The organism is Archangium sp., assembly GCF_045802675.1.
In the GTDB taxonomy this organism is placed as follows: domain Bacteria; phylum Myxococcota; class Myxococcia; order Myxococcales; family Myxococcaceae; genus Archangium.
Window position 1 is genome coordinate 68,314 of the sequence record NZ_JBJMQO010000108.1, and the last position, 23,245, is coordinate 91,558.

Genomic DNA, 23,245 nt, shown 5'->3' on the forward strand with positions numbered 1-23,245 from the left:
GGACGAGACGCTAGCCCAACGCCGCTTTCGTTTCAGGGGAACGTGACAGCACGTCCACGTACAGCGCCCGCACCTGGTCCGCGAGCGCCGCCGGCTCCTGGGCGAAGGACTCGGGCGGCAGCGGCGGGAGCACGCGCACCCGGATGTCGGCGCGCGGGCTCATCCACATGCCATCGCCGTCCAACAGCTGCGGCGTGCCCTCGATGACCACGGGCACCACCGGCACGTGCTCCTCGAGCGCCAGCTGGAAGGCCCCCCGCTTGAAGCGCAGCAGCTCGCCTTGCGAGTAGGTGCCCTCGGGGAAGATGAACACCGGCATGCCCCGGCGCAGCCAGTAGCGGCACGGATCCAACATCTGGAGCATGGACGAGAACGTGCCGCGCGTGACGCGCACGTAGCCCAGCAGGCTCATCATCCACCCCACGATGGGGATGGAGAACAGGGACGACTTGGCCACGAACTTGTACGGGTGGAACAGGCCCATGGCGGCCAGGATGTCCACGGCGGACTGGTGATTGGCCACCAGGACACAGGGGCCCTTGGGCAACAGCTCCCGGCCCTCGATGCGCGTGCGCCAGCCCGGCGACAGATGGAGCCACAGCCCGTAGCACCAGCGGCACACCAGCGAGTGCAGCCACCGCCGGTCCGGATCCACCGGGTACGCGACGAGGAACAGCACCAGGCCCAGCGCGAAGAGCACCGGAGCGGTGAGCAGGAACACGAGCCAGAACCAGACGGTGACGACGTATTTCATGGCGGGCGATCAGCAGATCGCACAGGCGGAGGTGTCCCGTCCATAAGCCCGGCGAGCGGCCCGCCATGGGCTCGAGGCCCCGCTACGGGCCCTCACCGCGTCAGATGGACCCTTGTTGGAGAATCTCGGTGAGCGCGGGGACGGCGCGCGCGCCCTCGTTGTTGTCCACCAGCCCCGCCGCGCTGACGTACTGGCTCAAGCGGTGCGCGTTGGCCTGGGCCATCTGGGCCTCGCCCGAGCCGGTGAGCTGGACAAGAAGCGTCTTTCCGAGATTGCCGCTTTCCCCCATTTTTGTAGTTGAAACGGGCGAGACAGGCAATCCCGCAAATGCTACGAGCGGCCGCCTCCAGGCACCGAGGGACCCGATGCACTTGCGAGTTTCCGAAGAGATGGCGCGGCGCTTCCCGGACCTACGGATCAGTTTCGTGACGATCCAGGGGATGGACAATGTGGGTGAGAGTGAGGGGCTCGTCGCGGAGTTGCGCGCGGCGGAGGCGGACTTCCGGAGCCGGGTGCCGGACGAGGAGAAGCTCGGAGAGGATGCGCGCATCCGCGCGTGGCGCGAGGCGTATCAGGCGTTCAAGGTGAACCCGAAGAAGTTCAAGCCGAGCGCCGAGGCGCTGCTGCGCCGGGTGGTGAAGGGCTCGCCGGTGCCGTGGATCAGCAAGGCGGTGAACGCGTACCTGCTGGCGGAGCTGTTCTACCTGCTGCCGGTCGGCGGGTATGACGTGCGCGGGGTGCAGGGAGACGTCGTGCTGCGGCTGTCGCCGGGAAACGAGCCGTTCAAGGCCATTGGCGCGACCGAGGAGGAGAAGACGGACGCGGGCGAGGTGGTCTACGCGGATGACGCCAAGGTGCTCACGCGGCGGTGGAACTTCCGCGACTGCGATCAGGCCAAGGTGGAGGCGGCCTCGCGCGACATCGCGCTCTTCGTGGAGGCGCCCTCGGCGCTGGTGAAGACCGAGGACCTGGTGGGACTGACCGAGCTCATCGGCAAGAAGATCCAGCAGTACTGCGGTGGGACGATCCGCACCGGCCTGCTGGAGCCGAAGAAGGAGCTGAGCGTCGCCCTGCCCTTCCAGGCGGCCTGAGCCCGGACGGGCACGGGCTTCTTTCCGGTCCGTGCGATCGAGACGGACGCGGCGTGAGTGTGCCACTGCTGCCGGGGGCGTGGAGAGCGCTATAGGATCTGGCCTCCATGCTTCCCGAGTCAAAGGCCTCGTCTGGTGCTCCGCGCGAGGGCACGTGTGCCGTCTGTGGCAATGCCGTGACCGCCGAGCGGTGTGAGGGCTGTGGAAGCCCGGTGGCACCGGGTGGCTTCCGCGTCCTGAGCCGCATCGCCATGTCCATGCACTCCCGCGTCTATCTCGCGGAGGGGCCCGAGGGGTCCCGGGTGGCACTCAAGGAGCTCGTCTTCCGGCTGGCCCCCGATACCCAGCGGCTCGAGGCCTTCCGCCGCGAGGGCGAGCTGCTCGCGCAGCTGTCGCATCCCCGCATCCCGCGCTTCCTCGCCAGCTTCACCGAGGGCACGGGACCGCAAACCCGGCTCTACCTCGCCCAGGAGTTCATCGAGGGACCCTCGCTGCTCAAGCAGCTCCAGACCCACCGTTTCACCGAAGGCGAGGTGATCGCCGTGGGCGCGCAGGTGCTGGAGATCCTGGTGTACCTGCACGGACTGTCCCCGCGCGTCCTCCACCGGGACCTCAAGCCCGCCAACCTCCTGGTGCGCCCGGATGGCTCGATCTGCCTCGTCGACTTCGGCACCGCCCGCGACGTGAACCGGGGCGGGACGGTCAACTCCACGCTCGTGGGGACCTTCGGCTACATGGCGCCCGAGCAGCTCGGCGGCACGGTCTCGGAGTCCAGCGATCTCTACGCCGTGGGCGCGACGCTCCTCCACCTCCTGTCACGCCGCTCCCCGTCGGAGCTCCTGCGCGGCAAGGGGCTTCAGCTCGAGGTGGGCGAGAAGCTCGACGCCTCTCCTGGCTTCAGCGCCTTCCTCCAGCGGCTGCTCGCACCGAGTCCCGCGGACCGCTTCCCCACGGCGGCCGAGGCCCTGCGCGCGCTCGAGGCCCTCCGTCGCGGCGAGCAGCCCGCCGAGCCGGCTCCGGCCCGGTTCTGGAAGCCGCTCGCACTGGGCTCGATGGGACTCTCGGCGGTGTTGCTCGCGGCGCTGCTGTGGCCCACGCCGCCCCCGCCCCAGCCGCCGCCCCGCATCGTCGAGGTAATCAAGGAAGTCCCCGTCCCCGCCGCGGCACCTCCCCCTCCCCCGCCCCGCGGCGTGGAGGTCCTCGTCGAGCCCTTCAATCCCGAGGTGGTGGCCCGGCTGAATTCGCTCGGGGGCTGCTTCAAGGACACGGACCTGCGCGTCACCCGCGTCTCCGTCGCACGTCACCCGCAGGAGCTCCTGCCGAAGCTGCGCTTCGAGCTGGTCTTCACCAACCGCAGCCCCACGCAGCTCTGCCAGTGGGCGCCCTTCTTCCGGCTGGTGGACGATGAGGGGACGCTCATCGACCCGAAGCTGGAGGAGAAGGTGGTCCTGCCGCTCAGCTCGCAGGTGCAGGAGGTGACGCGGGAGATCTCCCATGCGCAGGGCTCTTTCACGGTGCGACTCGGCCTGGTGCAGGCGCCCGACGCGGTCTACCGCATCGATCTGGCGACCCAGCACGCCACCCGGGAGCAGTGAACCATGCGACCCACGATGCGATGGCTCCCCCTGCTCACGGTCTGGCTCCTCGGGACGACGGGCCTCGCCCAGGTGTCCGTGGAATCCCACCGCGTCCCGTCCCCGGCCTGCCCCTGGCTCGAGCGCTCCGACAACTGCTGGGCGCAGGCCCTCGCCGAGTTCGATCAGTGCGCGCCCCCCCAGGGCGTGCGCGGGACGCTCTACGTGGACGGCATCTGCCGCTACTACGACGGGACCTTCCTGCACAGCGAGGTCGTCTGGGATCCGCCCACCCACCCGCAGCCCGAGGCGTTCCGCTCCTACGAGCTGAAGTTCGAGCTGCTCAAGGTGGGCAAGCCCTGCTTCTCGTTCCGCCGCAAGCTCCTCCCGAGTGGACTCGTGGACCCCGGAAAGAAGCTCTACCCGAAGGAGATCGAGACGGAGATCGTCACGAGGCACGGCACGGTCCGCTACGTCGAGAGCTGGGATGTGGAGCGCCAGATCGCGCTCTGGGAGGAGTACCAGCGGGCACGGCACCCCGAGGGTACCGAGGTGCTGCCGACAAAGCCCGTGAAGTGTGAACCCGGGATGATCTGCATCAAGAGCAGCAAGCCCCCGGACCCGCGGCCCAAGCCGTTGGACGAGTATGCCTTCGGCTACAAGTCCGTGGGCTTCTTGACCTGCCCGGATCGCTCGATGGTCCTCATCGGGTTCAACGAGTACACCACGTGTGACACCGCCCTGCCGGTACGGGTCCTGCGCGCGCACCCTGAAGGGAATTCGCTCGAGTTCGCGTTCGTGCAGCCGCAGTGGACGAAGAAGTCGCTCGCCTGCGGAGTGCGCAAGGAGAAGGACTACCCGCCCGCTCACTTCGAGCAGCAGGTCCTCCTCGATGCGGAGGTTCCGGAGCCCACCATTCCTCCACGCGAGGCCGGACCGGTTCCCGACCGGCTGCCGATCCAGCTCCCCTCGCCACGATGACCTCCTCCTCTTCCAGTGCCGGCGCTCACCGGTGTATCGCCTGTGAGGCCCTGCTCACCGGGCCACGCTGTGACGCCTGCGGTGCCGCGGCGCTCGTGCGCGGCTACCGGGTTCTGCGGGTGATTGCCCAGGGCGAGCTCGGGCGCCTCTACCTGGCCGAGGACGCGCGCGGGCAGCGGGTCGCGCTCAAGGAGCTCGTGCTGCTCTCGGCACCGGAGGCCCATCGTCTCCAGGCCTTCGAGCGCGAGGCGAAGGTGCTCACCCGGCTGTCGCACCCCCGCGTGCCGCGGCTGCTCGAGAGCTTCCAGGAGGGCACGGGCACGCAGACGCGGCTCTACCTGGCGCAGGAGTTCATCGAGGGCGAGTCGTTGCTCGCACGGCTCGCGGTGCACCGCTACTCCGAGGCGGAGGCCCGGGACCTCGCGCGCAAGCTCCTCTCGGTGCTGGTGCAGCTGCACGCCCACGTCCCGAAAATCATCCACCGCGACATCAAACCCGCGAACCTCATCGTGCGGCCGGATGGCGCGCTCTTCCTGGTGGATCTCGGCTCGGCACGCGAGCTGGCCACGGGTGAAGCCCGCGGGGCGACGATGACGGGCACCTACGGCTACGCGCCGCTCGAGCAGCTCGCGGGGCACGTCACCGAGTGGAGTGACCTGCATGCGGTGGGCGCGACGCTCCTCCATCTGCTGACGCGGCAGCCCCCGTGGGAATTCCTCCAGGAGGGCAAGGGTCTGGTCCCCGACCGGCGCCTGGATGTGAGCGAAGGCTTCCGGCGCTTCATCGGCCGGCTCGTCGAGACCGACGCGGCCCGGCGCTTCACGACCGCACGCGAAGCACTGCGAGCGCTCGACCAGCTCGAGGAACCCGAGCCTCCGGCCGCCGGGCTTGAGTCTCCGGCCGCGCGCGAGGAGCGGGAGGTGAAGCGCTGGCCCCGGGCACTGCTCCTCCTGCCGCTCCTGGCCATGGCCCTCTGGGCGCTCCTTCCCCGGCCCGCGCGAGTGAGCGAGCCGCCCACGCCGGCTCTGCCCGCCGTGGCCACCCCTCCACCCGAGCCCACGCCTCAACCTGGGCTCAACGGGGGCCTCGGCGTACAAACCAGCGAGCCCCAGGAGCCGTCCGGCGAGGAGACAGGCTTCCCGATCCACCTCGAGGTGGATGAGCGGGTGGAGCTCGAGTCCGTGTCCAGGCCGGTCCTGACCTTCAGGCTCGAGCGGGTGTCCCTCGGTGTCGCCAGGGGCCCGCGGCGGGAACTCCTCCTGGAGGGCTACTGTGAGGAGAAGGGAGCCCGCAAGCGCTGCCCCCGGATGACGTGGCTCCATGTCAGCGACGAAGAGGGGCAGACGCCGAAGAGCACCAGCACGAACGAGACCCACATCGAGGGAGATCCGGACTTCGATTTCACCGCTCTGGTTCGGGCCACCTCTCGCCGCTTCCTGATCACGGTGGGTGACCCGAAGAACGCCGACACGAGATGGACCTTCGACGCCGAGGCTCGCAGGTTGGACGTGGCGCGCTGAGCGGACGGCCGAACGCCCGCGGACATGAAAAAGCCCCGCCTCCGAGGGAAACGGAGGCGAGGCGAGCGGCCCCGACTGGAATCGAACCAGTGGCCTGCGGTTTAGGAAACCGCCGCTCTATCCAACTGAGCTACGGGACCGTGAGTGCGTCGGGGTTTATAGCAGCCGACCCGATGGATGCAACGACGGCGAAAAGCCCACGGGGCTGACGTGGGGAAACGCTCGTCGAGCTGGCACTCCTCGAGGGCGACCCTGACGCCTACCTGACAAAGAACCAGGCTGCCCGAAATGGCCAGAGCACGAGCCCGAGTACACCTGCTGCTCAAGCGACCGCCCCACCAAGCGCAGATTTAAGTCAGTTGACTTTGTCAGTCGCTCGACTTAATTCTTTTCGCGTGGGCTCAAGGACGAGCCACCCCCCCGGAGGCCGTGATGAGTGCCGACGACAGCAAGCAGGGGCGTCCGGGCAGATCCGACCGGGGCAGCGAGACCCGCGAGCTGATCCTCGTCGCCGCGGAGCGGCTGTTCGCCGAGCACGGCGTGGAGGCGGTCTCCAACCGCCAGGTGAGCGAGGCGGCGGGCCAGTCGAACAACTTCGCGGTCGGCTACCACTTCGGCACCAAGAATGATCTCGTGCTGGCGATCGTGCGCCGGCACTCCGAGTCGGTCGAGCGGCGGCGGACCGACATGCTCGCGGAGATCACCGGCTCGCCCGACCTGCGCGACTGGGTGTCCTGCCTCGTGCGGCCCATCACCGAGTACCTCGCCTCGTTGGGCAGCCCCACCTGGTACGCGCGATTCATCGCCCAGGTGACGACCCATCCCTCCTATCGAGAGCTCGTGGTCAACGAGTCGTTCTCCTCACGGTCGATGCAGCAGACCGTCGAAGGCATGTTCCGGCTGGTCCCGCGTCTCCCCGAGGAGGTACGGCAGGAGCGGAGTTACATGAGCCGGTTGATGCTCGTGCACCTGTGCGCCGAGCGGGAACGCGCGCTGCACGAGGGCACCGCGAAGCCACGCTCGACGTGGACGGCCACCGCGGACGGACTGGTCGACGCACTCGTTGGAGTCTGGCTGGCCCCCGTCACCGCCCGCCGGTGACACCCCTCCCCCACCCCGAAGCATGGAAGCCCCCCTCCCATGATCGATCCCCAGCTGCTGACCCTGCCCGACAACCCCTCCCTGTTCACCCGCCTGCGCGTGGCGACCCGGCTCCTGAAAGTGATCAGGGGCAACGAGGGGAATCCCACCTACGGCCAGACGATCAACATCTGCCTGGACCTCAACGTCTACGCATCGCTCGTCCAGCGACTCCAGCGCACCGAGGAGGGGCGCCGCATGCTGTCCGAGCGCCCTTCCCTCGAGGCCAGGGCCCTGGATCTGGGTGCGCTCGAGCGCCTGCCCGAGGGAACGCTCGGCCGTGAGTACGCGCGTTACTACCGCGACAACAAGATCTCGCCCTTCGAGACGACGCTCGAGCTCAAGAACGACGTCGACTTCATCGGCAAGCGCTACCGCGAGACGCACGACCTGTTGCACCTGCTGACGGGCTACGGCACGGACGTGGTGGGCGAGATGGAGCTGCAGGCATACGTCCTGGGCAACCTGGGGATCCACACCGCGAAGCTCATCCTGGCGTTCGGCACGCTCGGACAATTCAAGGCGCCGCAGTCCGGCGTCGAGCGGTCCGAGTACCTGCGGCGGGTGTGGGCCGCGTACCAGCGGGGCCGCGCGTCCCCGCTGTTCCTCGACTTCTGGTTCGAGCACCACTGGGAGACGCCCGTGGCCACGCTGAGCGCGCGGCTGTGCGCCCCCGTGGAGCGGATGAGCCCACGGGGCGAGCCGGCTAGAGCAGTTTCGCCATGATCTCGCGCTCGCGCTGCTCGAGCTTGATCGAGGCGAGCGCCCAGTCGATGAGCTCGTTGACGACCGACACGTCGAAACCGAAGGTGGTGGCGGCCGCCTTCACCGCCGCGCGCTCCTCGTCCGCGATCTCGCCGTCGGCGCACGCCACCTCGACGAGCATGCGCACGAGGGCCGCGCGCAGCTCGCGGTTCTGGATCTTGCCAACGATATCGGTGAGGCGGCCAGGCTTCTGGAATTCCTGCTCGATGAGCGCGGAGACCTCCTTGTCGCGGGGCGACAGGCCGATGCCGGCCACCACGTTGTCGAGGTGCTGGCGCTCCTCCTCGGTGATGCGGCCGTCACTCGCCACCACGTTGGCCATGGCCTGGACGAAGGCCATCAGCTGTTCCTGGGGAATCTCGGGCGTCATGTCGTCTCCTGGGTGAGCGGAGCGCGGCAGGATAGTCGGCGCCGACGAGGAAGTGAACGCGGAGCTGCACCTTGGCGGTCCCGCCGTCCACCTCGAGACGCGTGAGGTTCGGGCGCGAAAACATCGAAGTACCCGTGACGCGGGCGGAGCTCGAGCCGGGCGCACGGAGAGAGGAACGTCGTGGCAATGGAAGAGCGCATCGTCATCGTGGGAGCCGGCCAGGCCGGTGGCGAGCTGGCCGCCGGCTTGCGAAAGCAGGGCTACAAGGGGCGCGTCCTGCTCCTGGGAGACGAGGCACATCCGCCCTACCAGCGGCCTCCGCTCTCGAAGGGGTTCCTGCAGGGAAAGGTGGCGCTGACCGACCTCTACCTCAAGCCGCTGGCGACCTATGAGCGCTTCGAGATCGAGCTCAAGACCGGCACGCGCGTCGAGGCCCTCGACCGCTCCGCGGGGGAGGTCTCCCTCGGAGATGGGAGCCGGCTGGCCTACGACAAGCTCGTGCTGGCCACGGGAGGCCGGGCACGTCCCTTGAGTCTTCCGGGGCTGGAGGGGGCCCGGCTCGAGAACCTGTTCTTCCTGCGCTCCATCTCCGACGTCGAGGCGATGCGCGGGAGGTTCGTCTCCGGCAACCGCCTGGTCATCATCGGTGGCGGCTACGTGGGGCTCGAGGTCGCGGCCGTGGCCGTGCAGCTCGGGCTGCGGGTGACGCTGCTGGAGGCGGCGCCTCGCCTGCTCTCCCGGGTGACGGGGCCGGAGGTGTCCTCGTTCATCGAGCAGCTCCACCGCGAGCGGGGCGTGGAGTTCCGGCTCTCGTGCGAGGTGCGGGGCCTGGAGCTCGACGAGGCGCGGCGCCAGGTGCGCGGGGTGAGCCTCGCGAGTCACGGCGTGCCCGAGCGGCTCGAGGCCGACCTGGTACTGGTGGGCATTGGCCTCATCCCCAACACGGAGCTGGCCTCCGCGGCGGGCCTCGCCGTCGACAATGGCATCGTCGTGGATGAGTACGCCTGTACGGCGGATCCGGCGATCCTCGCCATTGGGGACTGCGCGAATCAGCCCAGCGCCTACACGGGCGGACGCATCCGGCTCGAGTCCGTGCCCAATGCCATCGAGCATGCGCGCGTCGCGGCGGCCACCCTGATGGGCAAGCGGGAGCCCTCCGCCGCCATTCCGTGGTTCTGGTCGGATCAGTACGGCTTGAAGCTGCAGATGGTGGGGCTCTCCACCGGCTACGAGCAGTGCGTCACGCGAGGCTCCGCCGGGGGCAAGGAGTTCTCGGCCTTCTACCTCAAGGACAGGCGGGTCATCGCCGCGGACGTCATCGGCCGGCCCGCGGAGTTCATGGCCGCGAAGCGTCTGGTTTCGAGCCGGGTGGAGGTGGACGTCACCCGCCTGGGCGACGCGGCCATTCCACTCAACAGCATCGCCGCTTGAAGACAGTCAACACCCGCAAGGAATCCAGGAGGACCCATGGCGAAGATCAAATTCATCGAGGCGGATGGGAAGGAACACGAGGTCGAGGCGCAGGAGGGACAGTCCGTCATGCAGGCGGCGGTGAACAACCTCGTGCCAGGAATTGTCGCCGAGTGCGGAGGCTTCGCCAGCTGCGCGACCTGCCACGGCTACGTCGATGAGGCCTGGCTGAAGAAGCTCCCCCCGCCCGATGCGGCGGAAGAGGGAATGATCGCGTGCGCCTACCACGTGCGGCCCAACAGCCGGCTGACCTGTCAGCTCAAGGTGACGCCCGCGCTGGAGGGGATGGTGGTCCGTATTCCCGTCTCGCAGACGGAAGAGTGAGCACCGGACAGGCCCCCTCGCTTTTTCTCCAACAGCCCAAGAGGTTCGAACATGCAACCATTTAGCGGACAGAAGTTGGACAAGATTCCCGCGCACGTCCCGCCGGAGCTGGTCTACGAATACGACAACGCCAGGGATGCGCGGATGCTCGAGGATCCGCACGCCCGGATGCGCTCCCTCATCCTCGAGGCCCCGCCCATCTTCTTCTCCCCGTGTAACGGTGGCATGTGGTTCGTGACCCGGAAGAAGGCCATCGTGGACATCACGATGAACCCGGAGGTCTACAGCAACAGCTTCATCGCCGCCGCGGCCTCGGGGGAGCACAAAGACTCGCAGCCGGGCTTCATGCTGCTGCCCATCGCGGTGGATCCGCCGCAACACACGGCGTACCGGGCGCCGCTCAACCAGCCGCTGGCGGCCAAATCCGTGGCCGGACTCGAGACGGCGATCCGGGTCATGACGAACGAGCTCATCGACAAGGTGCTCGGCGCGGGCCGCTGCGACTTCTTCTCGGAGATCGCCGAGCCGCTGCCCGTCACGTTGTTCATGAAGCTGGCCGGCATGCCGACCGACCGTCTGGCGGAGTTCCGTCACCTGGCCACGCAGGCGACGTCCTCCACGGTGGATGCCGCGACCCGCGAGGCGACCTTCAAACGCATCGCGGGAATCCTGGCGGAGGTCATCAAGTCCCGGCAGGAGAAGCGCGAGGATGACCTGATCAGCCGGCTGCTCGACGCGAACATCCAGGGCCGCAACCCCACGTTCCACGAGATGTTGGGCTACAGCATCACCCTGTTCCTCGGGGGGCTGGAGACCGTGGTGAATGCCCTGGGCTTTGGCGTCCGGCACCTGGCGCGCGATCAGGAGTTGCAGGCGAAGCTCCGGGCCGACCCCAGCCTCCTGCCCGGAGCCATCGAGGAGCTGCTGCGGCTCCATGGCATCGCGTCCACGCCCCGGCGGTTGATGCGCGACGAGGTCTGCCATGGCGTCCAGTTCAAGCAGGGCGACATGGTGTTGTTGCTCCTGCCCGCGGCCAACTACGACGACGCGGCGTTCCCGAACCCCGAGCAGTTCATCCTCGGCCGGACGGAGCAGCACATGACGTTCAACACGGGTCCGCACCGGTGCGTCGGCCTGAATCTGGCCCGTCTGGAGATGAAGGTGTTCTACCAGGAGTGGCTGAAGCGCGTTCCGCCGTTCCGGTTGGATCCCCAGGCGCCACCGCGGTTCATGGGTGGCTTCAACCTGGCGATCACGAGCCTGCCTCTGGTCTGGGGCTAGGGAGTGGATGAAGTGAACTGAACAAACAGGAGGGCGGGTCCGGAGGAGGTGGGTATTGCCCCTGGGTATGCTCACCGGAAATCAGAGGTTGGAGGACCATGCCGAATCTCGACTCCTGTTATGAGCTTCTCGGGCTGAGCCGTGGAGCATCGCAAGAAGAGATCCGCGGTGCGTTTCACCGGCTCGCGCAGCAGCTCTACACCGACTGGGCGGGTCCGCATTCGGCCGCTCGCCTTCAGGCGATTTCCGAGGCATACAGCCGTCTGGAGGTCGCCTCTCCCAGACTGGACTCGACCGTCGACCCGAGCCCAGCGCCCCGGTGGCTGTGGCGCCTGGCCGGCCACATCAAGTCCGCCCTCTCGTGTGGAGGCGTCAAGGTTCTCGCGGACGGGACGGTCGAGCTGCGGCTCGAGGCGGACGAAGCCCTGACAGGGGGAACGGCGACCCTCTCGTTCGAGACCGACATCGTGTGTCGGCGCTGCCATGCCACTGCCGGGGCCCGCTGCGAGCGGTGCGCCGGCACCGGCCGTGAGCGCGAGCTGGTGTCCTTCTGGCTCGGCATTCCGGCGGGCGTCGCCAACGGGACGGTGCTGCACCCCTCCGTCGAGCCGCTCAAATTGGTGAAGCCGGTGGACTTCGTCGTTCGCGTTTCCGCGCCGACTTGAGGAACGTCAGACCGGGCCATGCACAGCATGCGGCAGCAGGCGTGACGCTGGAGCACGTCCTGCCCCACTGAAGTCACGGGTGGACTGGAGGCGGGGCGGCTCCTACAACGACGATGGGCCCGAAGTGCCGCCGGGCGCGGACATCACCAGCTGAAGGTCGTGACGCGCCGCCCAGGAGCGAAGGTCCTGCCGTTGGATCGCCGCGGCCATCAGCTCCGGGAACAGGTCCGGCGTGCAGGCGAAGGCGGGGATACCCAGGGCCGCCAGCTGCGCGGCATGGTGGCTGTCGTAGGACGGAGTGCCCTGGTCGCTCAGCGACAGCAGACAGATGACCTTCACGCCGCTCTGCACGAGCGACGCGGCCCGCTGGAGCATCCGCTGCGCGTTGCCGCCCTCGTACAGGTCGGTGATGAGCACGAGGATCGTCTGTGCCGGCCGCGTGACGAGCTGCTGGCAGTACCCGAGCGCCCGATCGATGTCCGTGCCTCCCCCGAGCTGCGTGCCGAACAGCAGGTCCACCGGATCCTCCAGCTGCTCGCTCAGGTCCACCACGGCGGTGTCGAAGAGCACCATGCGCGTGGACACGGCGCGCAGCGAGGCGAGCACCGCCCCGAAGATGCTCGCATAGACGACAGAGGTGGCCATGGAGCCGCTCTGGTCGATGCACAGCACCACGTCCCGCAGGCTCGAGCGCCTGCGCCCATGGCCCACCAGCTTGTCCACCACCACGGACCGGCGCTCGGGCTGGTAGTTGCCCAGGTTGGCCCGCAGCGTCCGGTCCCAGTCGATCTCCGCGGCCCTCGGCCTGCGCGTGCGCGAGGACCTCGAGAGCGCGCCTCGCACGGCCCGCTCCATGGGGGTCCTCAAGCGGCGCTCCAGGTCGTCGACCACCTTGCGCACCACCTTGCGCGCCGTCTCCTTCGTCTTCTGCGGAATCACCTTGCGCAGCGACAGCAGCGTGGCCACCAGTTGCACGTCCGGCTCCACCGCCTCGAGCATCTCCGGCTGCAGCAACATCTCCGTGAGCCCGAGCCGCGTCATCGCATCGCCCTGCATGACGCGCACGATGGAGGCGGGGAAGTATTCGCGGATGTCTCCCAGCCAGCGCGCCACGTTGGGCGACGAAGCCCCCAGCCCCGCCTTGCGCTCGGAGTCGTAGAGCGCCGCGAGCGCCTTGTCCATGCGCAGCTCGGCCTCCCCGAGCGACACGCCCATCGCGGGCTGCGCGGGCTCGCCCAGGACGAGCCGCCAGCGCTCCAGCCGTTCGTCTTCACCCTGCTTCATGAATCCTCACTCCCAGGAGCATGGACAGCACCGGCAGCACCTTCGCCACGCGCGCCGCATCCAGTTCCTCCGCGGCCGCCACCGCACGCCCCGCCGCCGGAGCGGTGGAGAGCTGTTTCACCCGCTCGCCCATGGCGCGCCGCTCGGACGGGGTGAAGCCGGAGAACGCGCGCCGCACCAGGGGGAGCTGCTCGACGAAGGCCTCGCGCGAGAGGCCGGAGAGCCACCCGTCGAGCGCCGCCCACAGCTCCTTCCGGTGCAGCAGCAGGAGCGCGCTCCCCGACACGAGCCCCTCCAGCCAGGCCGCCGCCTCGGAGGGAGGCACGGCCGCGGACAGGGCCCGGTGGGAGAGCGTTCCCAGCTCCTCGTCCCCCACCCTCCCGAGCTCCACGAGCAGCCGCAGCGCCGTCCCCCGCACGAGCCCGTGCACCGCATCGCGATGCACCAGGTGGCCCAGGGCCTCGGCCCACTCCTCCGAGCGCTCCTGGCCCTCCAGCAGCGCCACCGCGGCATGCACGGCGCGCACCTGGTCGCGGCGCTGGTGCGCGGCCTCGTCATCGAGCGAGACGCACGCTCCGGGCAGGCCGATGACGATGCGCTCGAAGAGGCCGTCGGCGATGGCGAGGATGGGCGCGGTGGGCGTCTCGCGGACACTGCCATAGCGGACCGCGTGCGCCAGGGCCGGGAAGGCCTCGAGCAGCTTGGGCACGTCCGCCGAGCGCGTCGAGAGCGCCTGTACGTGGCGCAGCACGGTGTCGATGGCGGCGGACAGCTCCGAGAGCAGGGACGCCTCGAGCAGGGCCGTCAACGTGGCGAGCTCGGCCGCCTCGGACGCGCGGGCCACCACGCGCCCCACCGCCGCCGACTCCACGGTGTTGCCGAAGAGACTCGCCTCGACGACGCGCACGGCCAGCTCGGGCTCCCACTGCAGGCGCCACGTCTCGCGGAAGGTGCCCGTCGTGTTGCGCGGGTCTTCCTCGGGCGTGCCCCAGGGGATGTCGAGCAGCCGCAGCCGGTGCAACAGCCGGCTCCGCTCCCGATCCAGGTCCTTGCGCAGATCCAACTCCTGCGACTTGCTCTCGGACGAGGGCGGCAGGCGCAGCGACTTCTGTGACGCGGCCAGGTCGCGGGCGAGCGGAACCGAGGGCACCTCGGCGGGGACCGAGCCCAGGCCCGTGCCGACCTCCAGCTTGTCGTGGACGAGCGCCAGCGGCGTGGCATCCCCGCCGCACAGCACGGAGAGCGCGGCGTCCCGCAGCTCGCCCAGCCCCACCGTGGAGAGACCGCGCAGGGCCGCGAGCGCCTCGGCGAGCCGCACCGTCTCGATGACGTTCGCGGAGGAGGCATCCAGGCCCTCGGCGCGCAGCAGGTGCGCGATGCGCGCGGCCCATGAGATCACCGGCCGCTCGGGCGAGAGCCACAGGTGCGCGTACCACCCCGGCGACTCCACGCCCGCGCCGTACCCGCTGCGCCAGCCGAGCCGGTCATACGTCCAGGGAATCCACGTGGCCGCCACCTTCGTCTTCGGCAGGCCCTTGAGCAGGGCATCGTCCTCGCGGGCCGGCCGCTGCCGCACGAGCGCCGGTGCATGCCACGCCCCGCACACCACGGCGATCCGCTGGAAGCCGTCCTTCTTCGCCTGGCGGATGCCGCGCCGCATGTGGGCCTCGCGCCGGGCCTCGCGCGGGGGCAATTCACCTTCGCCCTCGCGCAGGGCACTCATGGCCTCCAGCACGGCGTCGAAGACGTTCTCGGGCGCCTGGCGCTGCTCGATGACCTGCTCCCACCACAGCTCGCCGTCCTCGTAACCCGCGGCCTTCGCGAGCGCCCCGAGCGGATCTCCCCGAGGTGTCCGGGCCTCCTCTTCCGCCGTGGGCTCGAGCGCCCTTTCCTCCTGGGAGCCCTCGTCCTCGGGCGTCAGCTGGTGGGTCAGCGGGAGATCGATGAACCGCACCGGCAGCGAGCGCTCCAGGGCGAACTGGAGGGCCTGCCACTCGGGAGAGAAGACGGCGAACGGGTAGAAGACGGCGCGGGCCGGCCGATCGATGGCGTAGACGAGCAGCGCCACCGGAGGCTTCATCTCCGCATGGGCCGCGAGCGGGAGGAGCGCGTCCGCGTCCGGCGGGCCCTCGAGGAGCACCACGTCCGGCTGGAGCTTCTCGAGCGCGGCCCGCACGCTGCGCGCACTGCCCGGGCCGTGGTGCCGCACGCCGAGCACATGCACCGAAGCGTCGCCCTCTCCGCTCACAGCACCTCCATGCAGGCGCGATAGAGGTCCTTCCAGCCCTCGCGCTCCTTCACCACCGTCTTCAGGTACTCGAGCCACACCACCCGGTCCTGCACGGGGTCCTTCACGATGGCGCCCGTCAGGCCCGCGGCCATGTCCGGAGCCCGGAGCACGCCGTCCCCGTAGAAGCCCGCCATGGCCAGGCCCCCGTTCACCACGGAGATGATCTCCGCCGTGGACAGCGAGCCCGAGGGCGTCTTGAGCTTCGTCGCCCCGTCCTGCGTCGCGCCGCCGCGCAGCTCGCGGAAGAGCGTCACCACCCGGCGGATCTCCTCCAGCGCCGGTTTCTCCGCGGGCAGCGCCAGGGCCTGGCCCAGCTCGGCCACGCGCTTCTCGACGATGGCCACCTCCTGCTCCAGCGAGTCGGGCACGGGCAGCACCACCGTGTTGAAGCGGCGCAGCAGGGCGCTCGACAGCTCGTTCACGCCGCGGTCGCGGTTGTTCGCCGTGGCGATGACATTGAAGCCCGAGCGGGCCTGCACCTCGCTGGAGAGCTCCGAAATGGGCAGCGTCTTCTCGCTGAGCAGGGTGATGAGGGCGTCCTGCACCTCGCCCGGCATGCGCGTGAGCTCCTCGATGCGCACCAGCTTTCCCTCGCGCATGGCCCGCATCACGGGGCTCGGCACCAGCGCGTTCTCCGAGGGGCCTTCCGCCAGCAGCCGCGCGTAGTTCCAGCCATAGCGCAGGGCCGCCTCGTCCGTGCCGGCGGTGCCCTGCACCAGCAGCGTCGAGTCGCCGGAGATGGCCGCGGCGAGGTGCTCGCTCAGCCAGGACTTCGCGGTGCCCGGCACGCCGTAGAGCAGCAGGGCCCGGTCCGTGGCCAGCGTCGCCACGGCGATCTCCACCAGCCGCGCGTTGCCGATGTACTTGGCGCTCACCTTGAACCCATCCGGCAGCTGGCCGCCGAGCAGGTACAGGCGCACGGCCCACGGCGACAGCCTCCAGCCCTGGGGCTTCGGCTTGTCATCGGCGCGGGCGAGCACGGCCAGCTCCTCGGCATACTGGTGTTCGGCGTGCTGGCGGAGAAGAGCGTTGGCGGTCACGGTTTCAACTCCTCGTGGAGGATGTGGCGCAGGGTGACGGTCTGCTGGAAGCGGTGGAAGTCCTGCTTCCATCGGGACAGGGGAAGCGGCAGGGCCAGGGGCTCGGCCGCGGTGGCGAGACACTCGGGAGGCAGGGCGAGCGCCGCCTGGCGCAGGGCCCCGAGCAACGCGGTGGCCCGGGTGCCCGCGTCATACAGCTCCCGCAGGGCCTTGAGGTACTCATAGCCGAGCGCCGGGGGCCAGGGCGCGGGCGTCAACGCGAGGGCGCGGTCGAGCGACGGCAGGGACTCGGCGCGCAGGAGGATGCGCAGGGTGCGCGCGGCACGGTCGGCGGCAGGCAGCTGCTCGAGCACGGAGACCGCCAGCAACTGGGCGCGCTCGGCCTCGAGCACCTTCGACTCGCAGCGGGACCACCACGCGAGCAGCGCCGCGCCCCATTTGGAAGAGACGCCCAGACGGAGCGCATGGGCCCAGCCCTCCGAGAGGGAGACGCCATGGTCCGTCCGTCCGGCGGCGGCGACGAGCTGCTCCGGGGTGGCCTCGAACCACTCTTCCCACGAGTGAAGGGGCACGCACTCCAGGAGTCGGATGAGCCAGTGCTCGCTCTGGCCGACACCCGCGGGCGGCTTGTCCAGCCCATCGCGCTCGGCCTCGGCGTCCCACTTCGCCGGGAGCTGGACACGGAGCGAGGCCGGCTTCTCCCAAACGAGCACGGAGCGCGCGCGCTCGGCCATGCGCCGCGAGAAGGCGGAACCCGGCAGGCGGGCGAGCAGGTAGCGCGCCACCTCGCGCACCGAGGCCGCACGGTCCTTCCACCCGAGCTCCAGCAGCGGCTCGTCCTCCGGGGAGAGCCCCTCGTCGAGGCAGGCGAGGAAGCGCGCGCGGTGCTCGGCCTTCTCCTGGGCCCAGGTTCCCTGCAACCACGCGCGGGCCCGTGCCGGCTCCACCCGCCGCCCCTGGGCGAGCGCCGCGTGCCGCTCCTCGGGAGTACCTTCCGTCCAGGTGCGCTCGGCTTCCGCGGTGCCGGACGCCGGGGAGGCCGAGGCGGAACGCCACTCGGGGTTGTGCCGGGAGAGCCACAGCCCGCGCTCTCCGAGCACCGGCTCCGCCGCCATGCGCGCCGGAGCGTCCTTCAGTCCGAGCACCCGGGGGAGCAGCTCCGGCGGGAGGCGGCGGCGCGCGAGGGCCATTCGCGCGAAGGCCTCGCGCAGCACCTCGAGATCCTGGGACGCCAGGAGCTCCGCGAGCACGGCGCCCACGCGGGGCGGGCAGACCTCGAGGGTGTCGGGCGGGGCCACGTCCTCGCGCGCCTCGAGCCGGGTGAGCCCACGCCCCGCGGCCCGAGCCACCGCGCGCACCCCGGCCGCGAGCAGCAGGCGCTTCTCCACGGGCAGGCCCGCGAGTGCACGCAGGGCCTGGGCCTCCACTCCTCCCGTGGGCCCGGGTTCCGGCGAGCGGGCGGTGCCCAGTGTGGCGCTTCGCGTCAGCGCATCGAGCTCATTCACGGCGCGGCAGCATAGCGGCCCGAGTCCCATTCTGCCCCGTGAGCTTGGGCTTGGGGCGAAATGCCTCGTGAGAACAGTTGTGCTGCGCAACGGAATCGCGCGTGCCCTGCTCGTCCCTCCTCGACCCGGCGTGCGCGCCCCTCCTCGCCAAGGGGGCGGCATAAGCATTGCTTGCTCATGCAACCATGCAGGAGACGGTAGCCATGAAAGCGATTGACGGGGCCGGCGTTCCCGCCCCCTCGGAAGAGACCGGAGCACCCCCCCTGGGCGAGGTCCTGGAGTTCATGCGCCTGCTGTGGGCCGTGGACCATCAACTGAAGTCCACCTCGAAGCTCATGGAGACCACGCTGGGGCTGACGGGCCCGCAGCGGCTGGTGGTGAGGCTGGTGGGGCGGTACCCCGGCATCACCGCGGGCCGGCTCGCGCAGATCCTCCACGTGCACCCGAGCACGCTCACGGGCGTCCTCAAGCGCCTGGAGAAGCGAGGCTACGTCGACCGCAAGTCGGATCCGCTCGATGCGCGCAAGGCGCTCTTCAGCCTCACGGACAAGGGCCAGGGGTTGGACGTGCCCGCCTCCGGCACGGTGGAGGCCGCCGTGCAGCGCGCCATGTCCCGCGTGCCGAGGGCGCAGCTGGCCGGCGCCCAGGACGTGCTCACCGCGATCGCCGAGGAGCTGGGCGTGGGCAGTGAGCAGCTGCACCTCGAGGCCGAGGCCGCCAGCCCCTCGCTCTCCCTGCGCGCCAGCTGAGCCGGAACCCCGCGGGCCCGTTCAGGACGGGCTGCCTCCCAGCGGATGGAGGCGGCCGTCCAGGCGGGCACTCAGGGGCCGGAATTCCTCCCCATCCCACTCGCCGAACACCTCGAGTGGGTGGCCTCCCGAGAGCGCGAGCAGCCGCCACCGGTCTCCCCGGCCGAGGCGGATCGCCGCGCCCGAGGCCTCCCGAAGCCACCAACGCCTCGACCCATCCACCCCGGGCACCACCTGCCCGAGCATCGCCGCCGTGCGCTCGCGGAACGGTTGGCGGGACAGCTCGTCGGCGAAGCGCTGGCACAGCCCGTCGAGGGAGAGCGTGGGCACGGCCTGGGTCCAGGGGTGGACCTCGCCCTTGCGCTCGAAAACCAGGGCGCGCTGGGGCGCGGCGCTCGGCCAGAACACCAGCTCGGCGGCGAACGCGGTGCCAGGCAGGAAGCTCTCGGCGAAGCGCGCGGCGGGGCCGGCCGCGAACTGGAGCACGAGCGCCGTCCGGCCCGTGGTGGTGCCGAGCAGGTACGTCCGCTGCGCGCGCACGCGCTCGGTGTCCTCGAGCTCCTGGCCGGCGACGACCCAGGTGTCCTGGAGGTGCTCGCCCTGGGCGGCGACCTCCTCCTCGCGCAGGGGGATGCCCACGAGGGTGCGGAGATCGGCCACGAGGGGCGGCGGGAGCTGCTCCAACCGGCGCCAGGCCTCGGTGACGAGCGAGAGCCGGCCGAGCCGCTCCAGCATGAGGCGGGGCCAATCGGGGCCACTGCCCGGGAGCGAGGCGAGTTGCTGCACCTGGGCCGCGAGCCCCGGGGCCTGCGCATCCACCAGCCGGGCCGCCTGGGTGCTCCACAGGGAGGACTCCGCCTCGAGCCCGGCGAAGCCGTTGCGCACGAGATCCTCCATCCAGAGGGACAGCGCGTCCAGGCCCTTGCGGATGCGCTCGTGGCGCTCGGCGGAGCGTTTCGCCTTGGCCTCGGGGTCGGCGGGAGGCGCGGCTTCTCCCGTGGCCTCGCGCTTCGCCTTGCGCTCGGCGGTGGCGGAGCGCTTGGAGAGCCACTCCTCGACCCAGGCGGGGGGTGAGCCCTCGGGGAGACGCGCCGACGCGGCGAGCAGGAGGAGCCCGACGGCGTGCTTGCAGGGAAACTTGCGGCTGGGACAGGAGCACTTCGAGGAGAGGTCGGAGAGGTCGATGCGCACCTGGTAGAGTGCGCTGCCCTTGCACTCGCCCCAGGCGGCGCGCGCATCGCGGCCGAGTCCCTGCCAGGAGCGCTCGGTGGCCAGTTGTTTGCCGGCGGCCGCCACGGAGGCATCCGGCGCGAGGGCGAGGGCCTGCTCTGGGCTCAAGGTCGGGACGGACATGGTGTTGGGGCGTGGAGCATACCTTCGAGGCAGCGCGGCGGATGCTACCGTGAGCGCCATGTCACCTCCCGCGAAGAAGGTGCCCCTGCGACTCCTGGTGCTCCTGGTCGGACTCCAGGCGGGATGCCTGGCGGAGATGGACGCTGTCGAGCCCGTGGGCAAGTCAAACATGAACAGGCGTGGCCGTGCCTGCACGAGGCGTTGAGCACGCTGATACCGAAGCGGTACTGGCTCCATCCCCGCTTCCGGCGCAACTATCAAACAGCCAAGTGGGAGTTCCTGCCGGAGAGCGGGGTGCAAGAGATCGTGGCAAGCCAGGGCTGGAAGGGACTGACGGGCACGATCGAGCCAGACATCATCATCCTGGTGGAACCCCAGCTCGTCTCCCCACGGCAGGGAGTGCTACCGAGAGAAAACAGGTAGAAAGTGATGCCCACCATGCGATACCCGAGATTGCGCAAGGGGACGCTCGCGAGCGATGCCCTGCTGATGTGCTTCTACATGAAGCATCCCAACGAGCGGATTGCACCCGCCGTCGTGCGGGCCCTGGAGCTCTTCCGTGAGCGGATACACCCCTACCAACTCAATTGGTATGCCGGTGATGGACAGCTCGACCCGCTCGATGCGCCCGCATGGGACAAAATCCGTAAAAGAATTTTGGAGCCAGAACCTGATGAGTCTGCTGGTCAAGCAATGTGGGCAGAGTCAGATCCCGACAATCCAGGCAGCCTCTACGTGGACTACCGGGGACTGGACGTCGTCCCCCTTCCCTATCCGTTCCGGAAGGATGACGTGAACGTCTTGCACCTGCGCCTTCCCACGGAGTTCCTGGAGGAGCGGGGCCCGGAATGGGTTCGCGCGCTGGCCCTCGACCTGGCCCAGGAACTTCCCTTCAACTCGGGCTATGTGGACTTCGTCCTCTGCTTCTCGAGCATCATCTGGAAGGCGGACAAGGCTCTCGAGCTCATCCGCCCGCGCTACCCGGGGGTCCACTTCGCCAAGAGCGAAGCCAACATGACCATGAACACCTGGGTGGACGGGGTGCACTGGATGAACTTCCTCGGGCAGCCGGTGCTCGGTCAGCTCGGCGGTGTGGCCGGTCTGCGCGAAAAACTCACGCTCCCCGGTATCTCCCTCCAGGAAATGAGCGGAGACCGGGTGCTCATCACCCTCGGGGAACAGCCGGACCCCGGCGACGTGGAGGCGGGCCGGACACTCCCCCTCCACCGTGCACTCGCCCGGGTGCTCGAACCCCACCTCCATCAATGGACGGCGAAGTACGGAGACGAGGCCCCCAAGGAGCTGCTCCGCTGGGATCGCCGCTTCCTGGATTGAGCCACACCGGCTGCCCGCCCCCTCCTCGGGGAAGGCTTCCAGCCCCCGCTTGACGCTCCAGGGGCGAAGGGCGACAGTGCCTCCCGGTCATGCGTCCCGCGGCCCCTCCCGTCAATCCCTGGTTCCCCACCCGTCAGTCCAACCCCAACGCGCGCGTGCGGGTGTTCTGTTTCCCCTACGCGGGCGGCGGCGCCTCCGTCTACAACGGCTGGAGCGCGGCGCTCCCCACGGGCGTCGAGCTCGTCGCCATCCAGATGCCGGGCCGCGAGCGGCGCATCATGGAGCCGCCCTTCCGGCAGATCCCCCCGCTCCTGGATGCCCTGGAGCCGGTGCTGGCTCCTCTGCTGGACAAGCCCTTCATCTTCTTCGGCTACAGCATGGGCACGCGCATCTCCCTGGCGCTCGCGCAGCGCTGGCAGGCCCGGGGCGCGCCGCTGCCGCTCGGCATGGTGATGGCCGCCGCGGGGGCACCCCACCGCGCACGCGAGACGCGCGACACGCTCGATGACGCCGCCTTCGTCGAGCTGCTGCGCAAGTACGAGGGCACGCCCGCCGAGGTGCTCGCGCACAAGGAGCTGCTGGAGATGGTCCTCCCCGTCCTGCGCGCCGACTTCTCCATCGCGGACGCCGTGCTCCCGGCCCTGCCGGTGCGCTGCCCGATCTCCGCCTTCGGGTCGCACGAGGATCCGCACGTACCGCTGCCGGATCTCGAGCACTGGCGCGAGCTGACGACGGGCGAGTTCCGCGTCCACCACTTCCCCGGCAAGCACTTCTTCATGCGCACCGCCCGCGAGCCCTTGCTGGCGGCGCTGCGCGCGGAAGTCGTCCGCTGGTGCCCCGAAGTGGGCCCCTAGCCGGCCGAAACGGTCCAGGGCGGCCCGTCTCCCGCGAGCGGCACGGTCCGCTGGCACCTCACCGTCAGGGGCAGCCCGCGCGCCCGGCGCACCGCCACCGCCGCCGGGTGCTCGGCCGACAGGCGGATCTGCACGAACTGCCAGGACTCGGGGTCATCCACCAGGCGCGCATCGAAGGAGATGCGCGGCGGCTTGCCAGGCTCCAGGTGGAAGGCGAACTGATCCAACGGCAGGCTCAGCCCCGCGCCGCGGGCCTTGATGTAGGACTCCTTCAGGGTCCAGTAGTCGAAGAACCGCTCGCGCTGGTGCTCGGCCGGCAGGGTCCGCAGGGCCGCCACCTCCGAGGGCGAGAAGAAGGAGTCGGCCAGCTCCACCGTCTGGCCCGGACGGGCCGAGTGCTCCACGTCCGCGCCCACGTCCATGTCGAGCGCCACCGCGCACACCGCCATGCCGTCCGTGTGCGAGAGGTTGAAGCGCAGGCGCGGCAGCCCCTCGCCGGAGATCTCCGGACGCCCGTACGCATTGGCGGAGAAGCGCCAGGACTGGGGCGGCAGCGGCGCGTAGCGCGACAGGGTGAGGCGCACCAGCGCATGCGACACCAGGAACTGCTGCCGGTGCTTCTCGAAGCGGAAGCGCGAGTGCCGCTCCCGCTCGTCCGCGTTGAGCAGCGCGTGGTAGGCCGAGAGGAGCCGGGGATCGGAGACGCGCTCCGGCTCCACCACCCAGAGGTGGACCTCGTCGGGGCGTAGCGAAAGGGGCGGCTGGAAAGGGGGGCTCGGCACCATGGCGATGTCCAGCCCCTCACCTATCGCGTCGGGAGTGAGCGCGCCAGCCCCGTGGGTGCGCTCGCCGCCCGCTCGCTCACGGTCCCTGGACGACGCCGAGCTGCAGCTCGAGGTC

At 69.9% G+C, this 23,245-nt stretch carries 22 protein-coding genes and 1 tRNA gene; 13 read left to right on the forward strand and 10 right to left on the reverse strand.

Features of this window, described 5'->3' with window-relative positions; all coding sequences use genetic code 11:
• Positions 1-10: 10 nt before the first annotated feature.
• Both ACJ8AN_RS30390 and ACJ8AN_RS30395 read right to left on the reverse strand, forming a co-directional pair.
• Positions 11-754 carry a lysophospholipid acyltransferase family protein gene (locus ACJ8AN_RS30390; protein WP_407759015.1) on the reverse strand — a complete coding sequence of 248 codons (744 nt, stop codon included), beginning with the start codon at positions 752-754 and terminating at the stop codon, positions 11-13.
• 100 nt (positions 755-854) lie between these two features.
• Positions 855-977, reverse strand: coding sequence for a hypothetical protein (locus ACJ8AN_RS30395; protein ID WP_407759016.1), 123 nt, complete (start codon positions 975-977; stop codon positions 855-857).
• A gap of 217 nt (positions 978-1,194) precedes the next feature.
• On the opposite strand from ACJ8AN_RS30395, the gene ACJ8AN_RS30400 reads away from it, so the two are divergent.
• The 4 genes from ACJ8AN_RS30400 to ACJ8AN_RS30415 all read left to right on the forward strand — a co-directional run bounded on the left by ACJ8AN_RS30400 (position 1,195) and on the right by ACJ8AN_RS30415 (position 5,920).
• On the forward strand, positions 1,195-1,845 hold the full coding sequence (locus ACJ8AN_RS30400) for a B3/4 domain-containing protein (protein ID WP_407759017.1): 651 nt from the start codon (positions 1,195-1,197) through the stop codon (positions 1,843-1,845).
• A 107-nt stretch (positions 1,846-1,952) separates the two neighbouring features.
• On the forward strand, positions 1,953-3,440 hold the full coding sequence (locus ACJ8AN_RS30405) for a serine/threonine protein kinase (protein WP_407759018.1): 1,488 nt from the start codon (positions 1,953-1,955) through the stop codon (positions 3,438-3,440).
• A gap of 15 nt (positions 3,441-3,455) precedes the next feature.
• Positions 3,456-4,400, forward strand: coding sequence for a hypothetical protein (locus ACJ8AN_RS30410; protein ID WP_407759019.1), 945 nt, complete (start codon positions 3,456-3,458; stop codon positions 4,398-4,400).
• Positions 4,397-5,920: a serine/threonine protein kinase gene (locus ACJ8AN_RS30415; protein ID WP_407759020.1), complete on the forward strand. Its 1,524-nt coding sequence runs from the start codon at positions 4,397-4,399 to the stop codon at positions 5,918-5,920. Before ACJ8AN_RS30410 ends, ACJ8AN_RS30415 begins: the two co-directional genes overlap by 4 nt.
• Before the next feature lie 66 nt (positions 5,921-5,986).
• Here the strand turns inward: ACJ8AN_RS30415 and ACJ8AN_RS30420 are convergent.
• A tRNA-Arg gene (locus tag ACJ8AN_RS30420) sits at positions 5,987-6,060 on the reverse strand.
• Between the two features lie 292 nt (positions 6,061-6,352).
• Between ACJ8AN_RS30420 and ACJ8AN_RS30425 the strand changes: the two genes are divergently transcribed.
• Together ACJ8AN_RS30425 and ACJ8AN_RS30430 are read left to right on the forward strand one after the other, a co-directional pair.
• Entirely contained in the window at positions 6,353-7,021 is a 669-nt protein-coding gene (locus tag ACJ8AN_RS30425) for a TetR/AcrR family transcriptional regulator (RefSeq protein WP_407759021.1), read from the forward strand.
• 39 nt (positions 7,022-7,060) lie between these two features.
• On the forward strand, positions 7,061-7,786 hold the full coding sequence (locus ACJ8AN_RS30430; protein ID WP_407759022.1) for a Coq4 family protein: 726 nt from the start codon (positions 7,061-7,063) through the stop codon (positions 7,784-7,786).
• Here ACJ8AN_RS30430 and ACJ8AN_RS30435 read toward each other — a convergent pair.
• Positions 7,767-8,195: a DUF533 domain-containing protein gene (locus ACJ8AN_RS30435; RefSeq protein ID WP_407759023.1), complete on the reverse strand. Its 429-nt coding sequence runs from the start codon at positions 8,193-8,195 to the stop codon at positions 7,767-7,769. The two genes, ACJ8AN_RS30430 and ACJ8AN_RS30435, sit on opposite strands and share 20 nt — an antisense overlap.
• Before the next feature lie 186 nt (positions 8,196-8,381).
• Here ACJ8AN_RS30435 and ACJ8AN_RS30440 point away from each other — a divergent pair, with 186 nt between their 5' ends.
• From ACJ8AN_RS30440 to ACJ8AN_RS30455, 4 genes are all read left to right on the forward strand, one after another.
• Positions 8,382-9,626 (forward strand): NAD(P)/FAD-dependent oxidoreductase, encoded by a 1,245-nt coding sequence (locus ACJ8AN_RS30440; RefSeq protein WP_407759038.1) that lies wholly within the window; start codon positions 8,382-8,384, stop codon positions 9,624-9,626.
• Positions 9,627-9,662: 36 nt separating this feature from the next.
• Positions 9,663-9,989 (forward strand): 2Fe-2S iron-sulfur cluster-binding protein, encoded by a 327-nt coding sequence (locus ACJ8AN_RS30445; protein ID WP_407759024.1) that lies wholly within the window; start codon positions 9,663-9,665, stop codon positions 9,987-9,989.
• A 51-nt stretch (positions 9,990-10,040) separates the two neighbouring features.
• Positions 10,041-11,270 (forward strand): cytochrome P450, encoded by a 1,230-nt coding sequence (locus tag ACJ8AN_RS30450; RefSeq protein WP_407759025.1) that lies wholly within the window; start codon positions 10,041-10,043, stop codon positions 11,268-11,270.
• A gap of 98 nt (positions 11,271-11,368) precedes the next feature.
• Entirely contained in the window at positions 11,369-11,935 is a 567-nt protein-coding gene (locus tag ACJ8AN_RS30455) for a DnaJ domain-containing protein (protein WP_407759026.1), read from the forward strand.
• Between the two features lie 102 nt (positions 11,936-12,037).
• On the opposite strand, the gene ACJ8AN_RS30460 is transcribed toward ACJ8AN_RS30455, so the two are convergent.
• The 4 genes from ACJ8AN_RS30460 to ACJ8AN_RS30475 are packed head-to-tail and all read right to left on the reverse strand — an operon-like array spanning position 12,038 to position 18,054.
• The gene (locus ACJ8AN_RS30460) at positions 12,038-13,219 is read right to left on the reverse strand and encodes a VWA domain-containing protein (RefSeq protein ID WP_407759027.1); all 1,182 of its coding nucleotides are present in this window, start codon (positions 13,217-13,219) and stop codon (positions 12,038-12,040) included.
• A complete protein-coding gene (locus tag ACJ8AN_RS30465; RefSeq protein WP_407759028.1) occupies positions 13,206-15,467 on the reverse strand; it encodes a DUF5682 family protein in 2,262 nt (753 codons plus the stop codon). Before ACJ8AN_RS30465 ends, ACJ8AN_RS30460 begins: the two co-directional genes overlap by 14 nt.
• Entirely contained in the window at positions 15,464-16,549 is a 1,086-nt protein-coding gene (locus tag ACJ8AN_RS30470) for an ATP-binding protein (protein WP_407759029.1), read from the reverse strand. Before ACJ8AN_RS30470 ends, ACJ8AN_RS30465 begins: the two co-directional genes overlap by 4 nt.
• The gene (locus ACJ8AN_RS30475; protein WP_407759030.1) at positions 16,546-18,054 is read right to left on the reverse strand and encodes a DUF5691 domain-containing protein; all 1,509 of its coding nucleotides are present in this window, start codon (positions 18,052-18,054) and stop codon (positions 16,546-16,548) included. Before ACJ8AN_RS30475 ends, ACJ8AN_RS30470 begins: the two co-directional genes overlap by 4 nt.
• 203 nt (positions 18,055-18,257) lie before the next feature.
• Between ACJ8AN_RS30475 and ACJ8AN_RS30480 the strand changes: the two genes are divergently transcribed.
• Positions 18,258-18,803: a MarR family winged helix-turn-helix transcriptional regulator gene (locus ACJ8AN_RS30480; protein ID WP_407759031.1), complete on the forward strand. Its 546-nt coding sequence runs from the start codon at positions 18,258-18,260 to the stop codon at positions 18,801-18,803.
• Between the two features lie 21 nt (positions 18,804-18,824).
• On the opposite strand, the gene ACJ8AN_RS30485 is transcribed toward ACJ8AN_RS30480, so the two are convergent.
• Complete coding sequence (locus tag ACJ8AN_RS30485; RefSeq protein WP_407759032.1) at positions 18,825-20,156, reverse strand: SWIM zinc finger domain-containing protein; 1,332 nt, start codon at positions 20,154-20,156, stop codon at positions 18,825-18,827.
• A 429-nt stretch (positions 20,157-20,585) separates the two neighbouring features.
• On the opposite strand from ACJ8AN_RS30485, the gene ACJ8AN_RS30490 reads away from it, so the two are divergent.
• Positions 20,586-21,491, forward strand: coding sequence for a type VI immunity family protein (locus ACJ8AN_RS30490; protein ID WP_407759033.1), 906 nt, complete (start codon positions 20,586-20,588; stop codon positions 21,489-21,491).
• Positions 21,492-21,580: 89 nt separating this feature from the next.
• Complete coding sequence (locus tag ACJ8AN_RS30495; RefSeq protein ID WP_407759034.1) at positions 21,581-22,345, forward strand: thioesterase II family protein; 765 nt, start codon at positions 21,581-21,583, stop codon at positions 22,343-22,345.
• Here ACJ8AN_RS30495 and ACJ8AN_RS30500 read toward each other — a convergent pair.
• Positions 22,342-23,130: a 4'-phosphopantetheinyl transferase family protein gene (locus ACJ8AN_RS30500; protein ID WP_407759039.1), complete on the reverse strand. Its 789-nt coding sequence runs from the start codon at positions 23,128-23,130 to the stop codon at positions 22,342-22,344. The genes ACJ8AN_RS30495 and ACJ8AN_RS30500 overlap by 4 nt on opposite strands.
• Positions 23,131-23,245: the final 115 nt, after the last annotated feature.

Coding starts and splice junctions, on each gene's coding strand:
- ACJ8AN_RS30440 (WP_407759038.1), top strand. CDS start 8,382: ATGGAAGAGCGCATCGTCATCGTGGGAGCCGGCCAGGCCGGTGGCGAG.
- ACJ8AN_RS30460 (WP_407759027.1), bottom strand. CDS start 13,219: ATGAAGCAGGGTGAAGACGAACGGCTGGAGCGCTGGCGGCTCGTCCTG.
- ACJ8AN_RS30425 (WP_407759021.1), top strand. CDS start 6,353: ATGAGTGCCGACGACAGCAAGCAGGGGCGTCCGGGCAGATCCGACCGG.
- ACJ8AN_RS30415 (WP_407759020.1), top strand. CDS start 4,397: ATGACCTCCTCCTCTTCCAGTGCCGGCGCTCACCGGTGTATCGCCTGT.
- ACJ8AN_RS30500 (WP_407759039.1), bottom strand. CDS start 23,130: ATGGTGCCGAGCCCCCCTTTCCAGCCGCCCCTTTCGCTACGCCCCGAC.
- ACJ8AN_RS30405 (WP_407759018.1), top strand. CDS start 1,953: ATGCTTCCCGAGTCAAAGGCCTCGTCTGGTGCTCCGCGCGAGGGCACG.
- ACJ8AN_RS30485 (WP_407759032.1), bottom strand. CDS start 20,156: ATGTCCGTCCCGACCTTGAGCCCAGAGCAGGCCCTCGCCCTCGCGCCG.
- ACJ8AN_RS30435 (WP_407759023.1), bottom strand. CDS start 8,195: ATGACGCCCGAGATTCCCCAGGAACAGCTGATGGCCTTCGTCCAGGCC.
- ACJ8AN_RS30400 (WP_407759017.1), top strand. CDS start 1,195: ATGGACAATGTGGGTGAGAGTGAGGGGCTCGTCGCGGAGTTGCGCGCG.
- ACJ8AN_RS30450 (WP_407759025.1), top strand. CDS start 10,041: ATGCAACCATTTAGCGGACAGAAGTTGGACAAGATTCCCGCGCACGTC.
- ACJ8AN_RS30410 (WP_407759019.1), top strand. CDS start 3,456: ATGCGATGGCTCCCCCTGCTCACGGTCTGGCTCCTCGGGACGACGGGC.
- ACJ8AN_RS30490 (WP_407759033.1), top strand. CDS start 20,586: ATGCCCACCATGCGATACCCGAGATTGCGCAAGGGGACGCTCGCGAGC.
- ACJ8AN_RS30455 (WP_407759026.1), top strand. CDS start 11,369: ATGCCGAATCTCGACTCCTGTTATGAGCTTCTCGGGCTGAGCCGTGGA.
- ACJ8AN_RS30430 (WP_407759022.1), top strand. CDS start 7,061: ATGATCGATCCCCAGCTGCTGACCCTGCCCGACAACCCCTCCCTGTTC.
- ACJ8AN_RS30395 (WP_407759016.1), bottom strand. CDS start 977: ATGGCCCAGGCCAACGCGCACCGCTTGAGCCAGTACGTCAGCGCGGCG.
- ACJ8AN_RS30495 (WP_407759034.1), top strand. CDS start 21,581: ATGCGTCCCGCGGCCCCTCCCGTCAATCCCTGGTTCCCCACCCGTCAG.
- ACJ8AN_RS30480 (WP_407759031.1), top strand. CDS start 18,258: ATGAAAGCGATTGACGGGGCCGGCGTTCCCGCCCCCTCGGAAGAGACC.
- ACJ8AN_RS30390 (WP_407759015.1), bottom strand. CDS start 754: ATGAAATACGTCGTCACCGTCTGGTTCTGGCTCGTGTTCCTGCTCACC.
- ACJ8AN_RS30445 (WP_407759024.1), top strand. CDS start 9,663: ATGGCGAAGATCAAATTCATCGAGGCGGATGGGAAGGAACACGAGGTC.